Raw genomic sequence first — 12,774 nt, 5'->3', positions numbered from 1 at the left:
ATCTCACTTGATATTCATTATATACGAATTGAAAAACGCTATGCAAGATAGAGGAGAGCAAAAATAAAAATGTCACAAATATATGGAGTAAAAAAACGACATACTCATTTTGATACACCCAGCATAAACGGATCAGCCTCCTCTCGTTTATAAGAAGGGCTGATGATCGCATCTCTATACTAAGCGATCCTACACCAAGAGAGCAGTGAAGCTTTCTTTTTCGTATGCTTTTGCTACACTTGAAGTGTCTACCACATTCAAAACCTGTACAGCCTGCAACAATTCGAGGACAGAATGCTTAGGGAAATGACAATAGCCCCTCATGTTACTTGGAGATTCATCTTCCAAAATTATTCCTGATTGTAAAACATAAGTTCAGCGTAATCACTTTTCCATTTTTATGTCATTTTTGACTGGCTTGAGATAGCTCATTCTCAAAGCATAGTCGCTCATTTCTTATGGGTTAAGCTTCTGCAAAGGTTTCAAAAACAATTCCAGCAGTTGACAAATTGCACGTTCAACCGGCAAATCATTTGGGTACAACTTAATTATGTATAGATACTCAAGTGCCTGTTGAACATTTTTGATCAGAAACGCCTTTTCCATATCTGAAGATGACCTTGTGGCTTCGTATTCCACAGAAGCAGACAGGGAAGATTGGCTTTCAATGGTCTCATCTGTCCCTTCTTAATCTTCAGACTTTATTCAATTGGTACCCATAACGAATCGACCCCCTCTCAAAAATGAGAGGAGGCTAATGATCACTTGTTTGTCTATGCCGCGATCAATGTACCGGATATTCTTTCGTATGCTTTCATGATTCTCGAAATGTTGTCTACTACTCCCAATGCTTTAACTGCAAGCAGCAGATTCGGAGTTTGACTATAGTCGAATTCGGCTACATGCAGGTCTCTGTCGTAATGTTCATTAATCTGCTCGTACCTCCTGAATTCGTCTTCTTGAAGCCACTGAGCATGTTTTCTGATTTCTTCAAGTTTCGCCTCATGAAGAGCACGAACCTTCTTATCCTTAGTACTTCGGTCTGGGTACTCTTCATCTGGCGCTAGCTGCAACATAAGTTGCAGCTGCATCTCTTGCAGTCGAAAAATCGCACCAGCGACAGGGAGATGACTTTCCTGCAGCCCCGCCCATATCAAATAATTAAGCGCTTGCTCTACATTTTCTAGCAGATCCGACACTGTTTCAGACTCAGGCGAATATAGCGGCAGTGTGTCCAAATCGACTCCTTCTATGTTAAGAAAGTTGGAACATACCTTATAATCTCCCGCGGTTGCCAAGGAGGAAGCAACACCTGACCTATGGTGAGCGATCATCTTTGGCACTTGAGCCTCAGTGTCCTCTTCTGCTTTACTGCTACTCTTCTTCTGGATGAAAAATAGGTAGATAAGGCAGATCACCAGCAAGGGAATCATCAAGGGCCACATTACTGTAGCTCCCAATCGGGTCCAGATCGCACTGGACAATGCGACACCCGCAATGCCACTCAACTGCATGATGAATACAGTCATTGACGTTGCCGTACCGTGTTTCTCTTTTTCTATACGGTGGAGAGTCTCTTCAGTCATTGCATGGCTGTTGCCAGCTGTAGCGATGCCGACAACCAACCCCACAACAATCTGCAAAGGCCAACTCCCGCCGAAGTCAATCAGCAGAAGTGAGATCATCATCAGAAGATTACTCCCTACCATGGTGGGGAAGTAGCCAATTCTGACGAAGGTCGTGGGTAGCCACGTCAGAAGCGTAGCCCCACAGACCCAAGGAACTAGAAAGAGGATGACTTTCGCCATCCATGTGGTATTACCGACGAAATCAGCATACCATGTAAACACTGCTGCGTAGGCCGCAGTCACTCCCATCCCTGGGAGCGAGACTTTCAGAGCCCTCTGTTCAAAAAAGCTCCTCCAGTCAACTCGCGGCAGGTTCAGCGGTCGCCGCCAACCTCCCTGAAGCAGGGAGACTCCCATGTAGATCAAAACACAGGAGAAGATTACGAGAGCGACCACTACTGCAGACCATACATTCGTATTTCCTAGCCACAAACCAATAGGGCTGGCGAGGCTTACACCCATGTAGGTGCCTGCCTTAAACTTTGCCCCCAGCTTTGACTGAGAAAGCCGATCTTGCCCCACTAGCCTCCTCGTGAGGAGAATCACGTTGCTCCCAAGAGCTCCAAACAAGAGTCCTTGAGCCACCCTCACCAGCACAATGGCTTGAAGGGAAGAAGCTACCCCATACAATGCTAGTACGACGACTAGCATTGGAAAAACTCCAGCAGCCATCCTCTTTGGACCGATCTTGTCGGTCAACCTTCCAAAGAAAAGGCTCGACAAGGTACATGCCGCCATGTACGACGGCATAATCACGCCAACTTCCTCTTCAAATCGTACATGGAAGACTTGTGCGAGAAGGTCCTGAGTGGTGACTGTTACCGTCACTTGACCAGCGACGATCGCAAATACACCCACTCTTTCCCTAGTGGGCTTCCATCTGGACATCGCAATCTCCAATCGTTTGCAAACCTATGTGTCTTTTTATATTTTACAATATGCTTATATTCAATTCAAAATTTTTCATTTTTTAATCAAAAATAAGACCCTTAACAGATCTTATTGAATTGACTCATCGTACCAAGTATTCACTTTCTGTTTCTCTTTTCTTGTCATTTCTACAATCGGAAGCCGAACCGTCGGATGGATCAATCCTTTTGCGCTAATACATATTTGAGGGGTGTTGGGCTTGAATGGGGTCAATCCAAAAACTATGATAGACTTACGAAAATCTCCAATGGTTGATTGGTGGTTATGGTTCTTCCCATTCATTTTACTTAATATTCAGCATAAATACAAAGTAGCTCCGTTTGGAAGGAGCTACTTTCACTAATAAAAATAAGCTATTTTTCAAAATTACGCCAAGAAGCCAAATGGAGCGATTTTCCCCATAAATCTGAACAAAAATACTACATCTAAGCCCTTAGCGAACAGTAGTATACTCTTTCAACGCATCTTTCAATGTGTGCATATCCACTTGTAAGGTTTTCGTTGGTATATTGATTGGCAGTCTTTTTTTAGTTGTTTTTATTACTAATAATTTTCTACGTCCTATGAAATTAAATCTTACCCATTCTACCTCATTCCAAGGCAAAAAACTTTCTCCTTTCTTTCCTTGGAATATCATAAGAGCTTCAACGGATAATGATAAGATTGGTTCTGTTCGTTTCAAATAAGTAAAATGATCAGATGTTGTGAAAACCGCCACTGCCCCTAATACCGCAAAAAAAAGAAATGGGATAATCAATATGTACCGATTTTCTAAATCTGCATGAATCAACCCCAGTATAAGACTGAACAGGAATATAGCGATGACAATAAGCAGAATAGAAAAGAACAAGCTGATAATAAATGAACTCTGTCTTTTCCTTCTATTTTGATAGATTTCCATTCTGTATCCTCCTATAAGAAAAACTTATTTTCTCAGTATACTAAATCACCTCTGACTCCTTCAATGAAAAAGAATTCCCACATAATGAATGCGCCCTTATCTCTTTTACAGAGACAAGGGCGCTAAGCAGCTGTTTAAGCTGCTACCATCTGTAGTGCAGCGTTCCAATTATCTTCTACTCCACACTCATGAAAAGCAGAATCCAGATCAATTAGTTCAAGGGTTTGCACGGCACTGAGGAGACATTGGAACTCTTCTCGGGTCTTCGCAGGTTTCACTCTGTCTGTAATCATTTTCTTAAGTGAAGCCATAACTTTCTCGATACGATCTCCAAGAGCCCAATACGCATGTCCGTAGATCGTATCGTTATCCCAAGAAAAGCACTCTGTCCCCCACGAACCAACCAGAGCGTTGTAATATTTATGCGAATGGGAGACTTCAATTTTCTCCAAAAGCTCATACAACATCTTCTCGACTTGTCGAATTTCTTGGGTAAGAGAAAGTCCTGGAAAACCTTCAGCTGACTTCAAAGCAATCAGGGCATGACAGTGCTGTTTCACTCTCCATGCCAACAATCTCTCATTATCTCCGTCTTTCAATGGACGTACTTCCTCTTTCCCTGCTTGGAGTTTGGAGATATCCCTAGCATAATCCATAAGAGCAACTCCAATAGGCGGCGATGAAGTCCATCCACTTTCTGCAGCAAAAAAAGCTCCCATGCGTTTCCTAGCAAGGATAAACTCTACTGCCGTTGCTCGGCTCTCTTGCTTCTTCAGAAGAAACACAAACGAGACCAACAACAATGGAGTCAGAGCAAGCCACATATTTGATTTTCCCAAGACACTCCACATCAGCCAAGCATAGCTTGGACCAATAATAGTTCCGAGTTGCCGAAGAAAACTCGCGGTTGCATTTGCTGATCCTAGTCGTTTCTTATCGACTGAATGGTTTACTCTCTCCAGGATGCCAAGATTGGTGCCAGCCATAGCGATCCCGATCATCACTCCAGCTGTTAGAAGGAGCCAGTAAAAGCCATTGTCCCAGATTAGAATGAGCGCAAAAACAAGAGTTGCAATACTCCATCCGACAACCATCTTGTTATGATTGGTTACCAATATTGGCATCACGACGCTGGCAGAAACACCATACACCATTGTATGAATAAGCAAAATTATTTCTGCTCCCTGTCGCTCATACAAGGAGAAATACGTCAAGAAAGCCCAGTAAACTGCGCTAATTCCCACATCAGGAAGTGCCACAAAAAAAGCCTCTTTGACAAATAGACTCCGCGTAAAGACACAGATAGAGGTAGATACCTTGTTTAGCAGCTGCCATACAGTCATTTTGGAAAAACAATTGACAAGAATAGCCCAATACACCAAGATGACCACGATCCAGCCGATAAAAATCGTATAGATCCATAGCAAGGTAAGGTGATTCACAAGGAGTATGCCAACATACATAGCAATCCCCGATCCTACTGTATTGAGGGCGCTGATAACTCCATGAACTTTTGCTTGAACCTTATCACTAGAAGACAAAACTTTCTTTCTCACGAGAACGACAAATCCGTTTACAACAAATGCAAACAGGATTCCGTTTAGTGCCCGAACAGTCACCAGTTCACCAGAAGAGCGGACAATTGGATACAAGAAATAAATACCTGTCAGAAGCGGGACAAAAATCAATAGGATTCGTTCCGGTCCAAACCGGTCAACCGCTTTTCCGGAAAAAAGTCCACATGCCATTACGGTTGCCGAGTAGATACTTACAAAAAGTCCCACAGACAACCCTTGGTTGCTCACATGAATGTTCAATGGTTGGAAAACAAAGGATGGAATCACAGCAATCATGAGCATCTGACTGATAACGAGTGCAGTCAGTACTATTTCTGTTAGTTTAGATGAGTAGATCCTTTTCATGCAGAACTCCTACAAATAATAGCGACAGCTTTCTTTTTTATTATTTTACTCAATATTCCGGCTCTTACCAAGAGAATCCATAAAAAAAGACCCGTTATATACGGATCTCTTCATAATTATTGAACAAGTTCATCGAACCAAACATCTACTTTTTGTTTTTCTTCTTCTGTTAATTCAACTAAAGGCAAACGAACAGCAGGGCCTCCAATACCTTTTTTCGCCAAGGCATATTTTAAAGGAGAAGGGCTTGGTGCTAGAAATACTCCTTCAAATACAGGAAGGTATTGTTGATGAAGTTTAGCTGCATGCTTGACATCACCACGGAAATAAGCATTTATCATTTCTTTCATCTCAAGTCCGACCAAATGACTTGCAACACTAACGATTCCATCCCCGCCTGCTGCAAGCACAGGAAGCGTCAAAGCATCATCCCCACTGTATACAATAACATCCTCTGGAACACCAGCAATCACTTTTGTTATTTGGGATAAATTTCCGCTTGCTTCCTTTATAGCTACTATGTTGTCTAACGAAGACAGACGAATCATCGTCTCCGCAGTCATATTTACCCCTGTTCTTCCTGGGACATTGTAAAGCATGACTGGTAGCACGGTTGCATCGGCAACGGCCTTCATGTGCTGATAAATTCCCTCTTGGGATGGTTTATTGTAGTAAGGTGTTACAACCATTACTCCATCGACCCCTGATTCGGAAGCAAGACGGGTAAAAGTTATGGTTTCTGCTGTATTATTACTTCCTACACCTGCAATAATTTTCGCTCTGCCAGATGCTTGCTTGACCGCAAAGGAAAATAAAGCTAACTTTTCTTCTTTTGTAAGGGTCGGTGACTCTGCTGTTGTACCTGATACCACAATAGTATCTGTTCCTGTACGAATAAGATGTTCGATGAGTGAAGCTTGTGCTTCCCAATCAATCTCGCCATCTGGTGTAAATGGAGTACACATTGCAGTTAATAAGCGACCAAATATCATGATCCCAACCTCCATTAATATTTATGCAGCTCAAATTTACGATGGAGTGCACGCACTGCTTTAATCATATCTTCTCCAGAAACAAGAACCCAGATTGTCGTGTGTGAATCTGCTGACTGCAATACTTTTATATCTTCTTCCGTCAATGCCTCTAATATTCTAGCCATCACACCTGGAACGCCAGCTATACCAGCACCTACAACAGAAACCTTCGCACAACCTGGATATAGTTCAGGTTCTAAATCCATCTCTTCTAATAAAGCTTTCGCTGTTTCTGCAAGTGGATCACTTACAGTATAGGCGATACTGCTTGGCGTCACGCTAATAAAATCTACACTTATTCCTTGTGATGCCATTTTTCGAAAAACTTCTAGATGCAAATCAAGATAATCCGGATTGGTAGGAATGCGAATTTGAGTAACATTTGGCATCTGGGTTATTCCTGTGATCAGGCGATCGGATATTTCTCTGAGACCCGCACGCTCTGGTCTGCTGACAACAAGGGTACCAATGCCGTCAGATAAAGTGGAACGAACACGAATAGGAACATTAGTTTGCATTGCGATTTCTACAGCTCTTGGATGTACGACCTTTGCTCCTTGAAAAGCAAGATTGCACATTTCGGTATATGTTACCATCTCCAAAGAAATAGCTTCCTCTACGATTCGAGGATCTGCAGTCAATACTCCATCTACATCCGTAAAAATATCCACATATTCTGCTTGGAGTGCTACTCCTAATGCAGTAGCAGTCGTATCACTTCCACCTCTGCCTAACGTGGTAATCTCACCATCTGCAGTTTGTCCTTGAAACCCAGCAACAATAGCGACTTTGTCATTGTTTAACTCTTCCTGTAATCTTTTTGGGTTTAACGAAACAATTTGCGCGTTAGAATATTGACCATTTGTGATGATGCCCGCTTGTCCACCAGTGAGCACACTATTTCCAATACCATGATGGGTTAAAAGACTACTTAAGACACTAGCGGAAATTATTTCACCGCAACTAAGCAGCAAATCTTGCTCCCGTGATGAAAGGTTTTTTAATTGCTCTCCTCGAGTGAGTTCCAGTAATGTATCTGTCGCATATGGTTCCCCTCTTCTTCCCATTGCGGAAACAACAACAACAACTTTATATTCTTCTTCCAGCGCTGTTTGGATATGATGCAATACACGCTCTCTCATCTGTGGTGTTGCAACAGAAGTGCCTCCAAACTTCTGTACAATTATTTTCATCATGAACTCCTTCTTATTAAGCGATCCTCTACCAGAGCCTCAGCTATCTGTACTGCATTGGTAGCTGCTCCTTTTAACAAATTATCGGATACAACCCACATATTTAGTCCTTTGTCACTAGCTAAATCTCTTCGCAGTCTGCCGACAAAAACTTCATCGTGATCTGTTGCATCTAATGGCATTGGATACACTTGTTGCTCAATGTCGTCTTGCACGATAATTCCTGGAAAATTTTCCAATAAAGTGCGAACTTCTGATAATTGATAATCCCGTTTCAACTCTACATAAACCGCTTCACTATGACCACGGTATACAGGAATTCTTACACATGTAGGTGTAATTCCTAACTGATCATCACCAAGGATTTTTTTGGTTTCTTGTACCATTTTCATTTCTTCGAACGTAAATCCATTTTCTAATCCGACATCAATTTGAGGAATGGCATTAAAAGCAATCGGATAGTGTTGATCCAATTTTCCTACAGGCAGTAAATTGGACACTGGCTCTTCTCCTACCAACATTGCAGCTGCTTGTGCGCGAAGTTCTTCAATGGCTTGCGAACCTGCTCCAGAAACAGCTTGGTAAGTAGAGACAATAATTCTTTCCAGTCCATACGTATCTTGCAATGGTTTTAAAGCAACCACCATTTGAATGGTAGAACAATTCGGATTGGCAATGATGCCTTGGTGATCCGATAATGCTTCTCGGTTCACTTCAGGAACAACCAGAGGAACATTTTCATCCATTCGAAAAGCGCTAGAATTATCTATAACAATAGCACCATGTTTTACTGCTTCAGGAGCTAGAAACTTACTCACTCCACCACCAGCACTAAATAAGGCAATATCAACACCCTCAAATGCTTCTGGGGTAGCTTCCAATACAGTAACTGCCTTTCCTTGGAATTGAACCGTTCCACCAGCAGATCTTGAGGATGCTAGCGGTACTAATTTCTCTACTGGAAAATTACGTTTTTCCAAGGATTTTATCATCTGTTGCCCAACTGCTCCAGTCGCCCCTACTACAGCTACAGTATAAGTCAAAACTTTCTCCTCCTACAAATAAGGGTAAGTCCCCCTTTAGGGGACTAAAATTATAACTCTTCCTATTATGAAGGGAAATACCGATATTTTTCAACTAGTAATGGTTGAAGTTGTAATCCATTTATTGCAGCTTCACATGTATCAGCGATAAGATCCATCCGAGATACACATGATTTTGGTTTTTTTTCTGGCGCATCCTGACCAAAAGGAACAAAATAAATATCCTTCGCTGCAAGCAAGGTAGCAAGATTTGCTGCATTTAAACCTAGTGCATCATTGGTGGAAATCGCTAGAACAACCGGGCGATGATTGCGCATCATTGCCTTTGCAGCCATTAGAACAGGTCCATCTGTCATAGCGTTGGCAAGCCTTGCCATGCTGTTACCCGTACACGGTGCAACAACATAACAATCCAATAATCCGGAAGGACCAAGTGGTTCTACTTCTTGAATCGTTGTATAAGGTTCACGACCGGTAATGTTTGTTATTTTGTGTTTCCACTCTTCTGCTGTACCAAATCTACTATCTACTGTTGCAACGGTATGAGACATAATGGGAATGACATTTGCACCAAGTGAGACAAGATGTTCCATTTGCGGTAGCACTTCATCATGTGTACAATGAGACCCAGTTAAACCAAATCCAATTGTTTTTCCTTCTAAACTCATTGTCCTACCTCCTTGGCTATCTCTTCCATCATCAACTGGCGTATCGTGGAAGCTAATATTCGCCCAGCTGTCTTCGGTGCAACGATACCAGGTAAACTTGGGCATAAAATTGCTTTCAGCCCTCTTTTTTCTGCATATTGGTAATCAATTCCTCCGGGTTTTGAAGCAATATCGATCATCACAACATCATGTCGCACACGTGCCAACACAGAATTAGTAAGTACTTGAGCAGGTATAGTATTAAAAATGAGTTCTGCTTCTTCTACAAACTCTTCCAACTCATGCAAATAAAAAGGATGCAACCCCATCTCAAATGCCCGAGCATAATCGGCAGAATTAGAAATCCCCATTTTCACTTTTGCACCTATCGACTGTAATGTGCGAGCAAGGGTAATTCCGACTCTACCCAAACCCAGTACGATTGAATTAGAATCATGAATAGTGATATCCGTATTTTGAATAGCCATCATAATAGCGCCTTCTACTGTGGGAATAGAGTTATAAATGGCTACATCATCACGTTCCATTAACTCCACAATCGGTTTGTGGTATTTGGAACATAATTTTTTGAGATAGGGCCTAGCCAAACCTGTGAAAATAATTGCATGACTCGGTAATGCCTTCATATGCTCTTCTGTCAAAATGAGTGTCTTTGTGGTAAAAATACTACTTACTTCCCCTTTATCATCTGTCCCAATTACAGGAAGCACAAGGACATCTGCTTTCGTTAGTACAGTGGGATCAAATTCTTTTTGCATGGTTCCGCTCAGTGGAGTATGAAGATTATCAAACCCGATAAGGGTTATATTTGCTCGCATTTTTATGAAGCTTTTGATGACTTCCAACTGTCTAGCGTCTCCACCGATAAAAATAAAATGTTTATCTGTCAGCATCCGTTCAAACCCCTTTCCCCACATGGTTCACTATATTCCTTGGGGTCTTTGACGGTTACACATTTGCCTATTTTTTCATTGTTCTCCTTCCTGACTGTAAGAACGTTGTTGGATAATAATGATTTCTGGTCCTACTTTTTTAATCATCGACCATTTCAATGTTATTTCTGATCCTTTTCTTCGAAAAAGAGAATTCCCAACTGGCATTAAGATTGAATTTATTTCACCAGTTTCTTGATCAATCATAAGATCACAGCGATGAAACGTGCCTAATTTTTCTCCAGTATCCATGTTCACACATTCTTTTTCTATCCATTCACTCCAACGCATTTGCAATCACCTCTTACATATAAACATATGGGACAAAAGGTGATTCAGAAGTAGCCTAATACAAAAAAGCATACCAATAGGGATGCTTTCCATGAAGGGGGATTTCTTTTCTTTAAAATCAAATGCACAAACGTTCTTCAAATCGACTATTTCCGAAAGTATTTGCAGCAGTTGCTTTCGCATTTCAAATGATAAAGGTGCCAATAATTTTTCTGCCACATGATCCGCTTTAAAGCCAGCTTCCTCAAGAGTAGGCAAAGCATTCTCGGATAGTTCTATTAAAGTCGCACGACAATCACTTGGATCAGGAATTCGGACCACAAGATTTTCTTTTTCCAATGCATCTGCAAATTGAGTAACAGTAATTGATTTAATTCCTATCACTTTCGCTAACTCACTCATTCTCATTTTTCCTGTCTTAGAGAGAATAAGAAGCAGTCGAAGCCTTGGCCCTGTTAAATAAGCAGGTACTCTCGAAGCAGATAAACCTGATTCTAATTCATGGCGCAAATAATGTGCTGATTTAAAAGGTGAAAAAGAATTTCAAATCATCGCGGAAATGATTAAGAAAACCAATGAGGAAAGGTTTCGAGTTATTTCAAAGCAAGAATATGAGGATACTGTCGATGTGTTGACAAAGCTAATTCTTCATCTTAGTTAAAAGCATCTACACATTCTCTTCTCTTTACATAAATGGCTTGCATTTCACTCTAAAATGCAAGCCGCATGTATTTTTCTAGTGCATTTTCAACTTTTTCTCAGCTAAATACTGTTTCAGATACAATCGCTGAGGATTTACTAATTTTTTCCCCATCATTTCTGTCCAACGGTCCTCTCTTTTTCCAGCTGTCCGTTGTTTATAATACGCTGAGATAGCTTGATTATAAGTTTGCAGCTGTGTTTGCATTTCTTCGTCTGATCGATATTCATCTTCATGATAAATTGCTGCCAGAGGCAAACGCTGTTTTTTGTCTGTCTTCACATCAATATATCCGACACATAATCCAAACAGAGGAACAACGTAATCAGGAGTTTTTAAAAGATTAGATACTTCATGCAATTGATTGCGAATTCCACCAATATAACAAATACCTAATCCTAAAGATTCTGCAGCAAGAGCAGCATTTTGTGCTGCTAATGCTGTATCTACTACCCCAACGGTATAAAGCTCAGTAGAGAATAAACTTTCCTGTGTACTTTCTTCTGTAATTCCTTCCATATGGGCAGCTAATCGCAAACGATTTAAATCTAAGCAAAAAATAAAAAAATGTCCATTTTTAGCTACATACGCCTGATTTCCTGCTAGTCGTGCTAATTCAGCTTTTTTTGCTTTATCTTTAATTCCAATGATGCTATACGCTTGAACAAAACTAGAAGTGGATGCACATTGTGCGCTTTGTACAATAACTTGGATTTGCTCGTCACTTAGTGCCTTATCTTGAAAAGATCGAATAGAACGATGGTCAAAAATGGTTTTTATTGTTTCATTCATATATATCCCCCTTTTAAAGACCGAAAAAAACCACCTTGATAAGGTGGCCAACTTCACCTATAACAAATATTAATCTTCTTTTGATTCTAGGAGTTTATCTAACTCTCCTTTCATTTTCTCCATTCCATATGTGAAAACATACATGGTAAGGTGAAAATGAAAATCTTCCACTTCCTCTTCTTCTCCATGTTGGAGAATGGAAGTAATTTGATTCAGATGTGTTTGTGTAAGTAGTGTTTGAATTCGTTTTCCATTTTGTAAACACCATTGAATAAATTGGACGATTTGCTTTCGATCATTGGGAGGAAACGATGTTAATTTTTCATGGAGATTGGTATCTTCACACGAATGAAGCAAATGCCAAGCTAAATATTTTACAGCTTCCAAAATTTTTCCTCACTAGTATTTACACATATTTCATTTAAAGCCGAGACATCTGAATCCACTGTACTCCCAACTACAAAAGTTGTCCCATTGGCCATATCAAAGATTTCTGTATTTTGAAGAGTCAATTCGATGGTTTCCCCATTCATCAAATGCAATGCAATTTCTCTATTTTCTTGGTCTACCTTCAAAACTAACTGGAATTTTTCATATTGGCATCCCATTTTGTCTCACCCTTCTCTGTTGATTTGTAAAGTTAGCTTCAAATAACAGATATGTTCAATCGAAAATAAATACTGCACTTTCAAAAGAAAATACGGAATAAAAAAAATAAAAATAGAATAAATCCGTCTTCT

The 12,774-nt window shown here is 40.7% G+C and carries 13 protein-coding genes; all 13 read right to left on the bottom strand.

Going from position 1 to position 12,774, the window contains the following annotated elements; genetic code table 11:
- Positions 1–773: 773 nt before the first annotated feature.
- Positions 774–2,516, bottom strand: a complete 1,743-nt coding sequence (locus AC5WOC_RS00780) for an MFS transporter (RefSeq protein WP_496053504.1) — start codon at positions 2,514–2,516, stop codon at positions 774–776.
- A gap of 475 nt (positions 2,517–2,991) precedes the next feature.
- Positions 2,992–3,459, bottom strand: coding sequence for a hypothetical protein (locus AC5WOC_RS00775; RefSeq protein ID WP_496053503.1), 468 nt, complete (start codon positions 3,457–3,459; stop codon positions 2,992–2,994).
- A 134-nt stretch (positions 3,460–3,593) separates the two neighbouring features.
- Positions 3,594–5,381: an MFS transporter gene (locus tag AC5WOC_RS00770; RefSeq protein ID WP_496053502.1), complete on the bottom strand. Its 1,788-nt coding sequence runs from the start codon at positions 5,379–5,381 to the stop codon at positions 3,594–3,596.
- Positions 5,382–5,497: 116 nt separating this feature from the next.
- Positions 5,498–6,376, bottom strand: coding sequence for a 4-hydroxy-tetrahydrodipicolinate synthase (gene dapA / locus AC5WOC_RS00765; RefSeq protein WP_496054135.1), 879 nt, complete (start codon positions 6,374–6,376; stop codon positions 5,498–5,500).
- Between the two features lie 11 nt (positions 6,377–6,387).
- Positions 6,388–7,608, bottom strand: coding sequence for an aspartate kinase (gene dapG, locus AC5WOC_RS00760; RefSeq protein ID WP_496054134.1), 1,221 nt, complete (start codon positions 7,606–7,608; stop codon positions 6,388–6,390).
- Complete coding sequence (locus AC5WOC_RS00755; protein WP_496053501.1) at positions 7,608–8,651, bottom strand: aspartate-semialdehyde dehydrogenase; 1,044 nt, start codon at positions 8,649–8,651, stop codon at positions 7,608–7,610. The genes dapG and AC5WOC_RS00755 overlap by 1 nt, the downstream gene beginning before the upstream one ends.
- 65 nt (positions 8,652–8,716) lie before the next feature.
- Positions 8,717–9,319 carry a dipicolinate synthase subunit B gene (locus AC5WOC_RS00750; RefSeq protein ID WP_496053500.1) on the bottom strand — a complete coding sequence of 201 codons (603 nt, stop codon included), beginning with the start codon at positions 9,317–9,319 and terminating at the stop codon, positions 8,717–8,719.
- The gene (gene dpsA, locus AC5WOC_RS00745; RefSeq protein WP_496053499.1) at positions 9,316–10,212 is read right to left on the bottom strand and encodes a dipicolinate synthase subunit DpsA; all 897 of its coding nucleotides are present in this window, start codon (positions 10,210–10,212) and stop codon (positions 9,316–9,318) included. The genes AC5WOC_RS00750 and dpsA overlap by 4 nt, the downstream gene beginning before the upstream one ends.
- A 75-nt stretch (positions 10,213–10,287) precedes the next feature.
- Positions 10,288–10,542 carry a YlmC/YmxH family sporulation protein gene (locus AC5WOC_RS00740; protein ID WP_496053498.1) on the bottom strand — a complete coding sequence of 85 codons (255 nt, stop codon included), beginning with the start codon at positions 10,540–10,542 and terminating at the stop codon, positions 10,288–10,290.
- 6 nt (positions 10,543–10,548) lie between these two features.
- Complete coding sequence (locus tag AC5WOC_RS00735; RefSeq protein ID WP_496053497.1) at positions 10,549–11,052, bottom strand: MarR family winged helix-turn-helix transcriptional regulator; 504 nt, start codon at positions 11,050–11,052, stop codon at positions 10,549–10,551.
- 226 nt (positions 11,053–11,278) lie between these two features.
- Positions 11,279–12,034 carry an oxygen-insensitive NADPH nitroreductase gene (gene nfsA, locus AC5WOC_RS00730; protein ID WP_496053496.1) on the bottom strand — a complete coding sequence of 252 codons (756 nt, stop codon included), beginning with the start codon at positions 12,032–12,034 and terminating at the stop codon, positions 11,279–11,281.
- A gap of 69 nt (positions 12,035–12,103) precedes the next feature.
- Positions 12,104–12,421, bottom strand: a complete 318-nt coding sequence (locus tag AC5WOC_RS00725; RefSeq protein ID WP_496053495.1) for a hypothetical protein — start codon at positions 12,419–12,421, stop codon at positions 12,104–12,106.
- A complete protein-coding gene (locus tag AC5WOC_RS00720) occupies positions 12,409–12,642 on the bottom strand; it encodes a hypothetical protein (RefSeq protein WP_496053494.1) in 234 nt (77 codons plus the stop codon). Before AC5WOC_RS00720 ends, AC5WOC_RS00725 begins: the two co-directional genes overlap by 13 nt.
- Positions 12,643–12,774: the final 132 nt, after the last annotated feature.

The organism is Shimazuella sp. NTD247, assembly GCF_059510415.1.
This window is presented reverse-complemented; position numbering and strand designations above follow the sequence as displayed.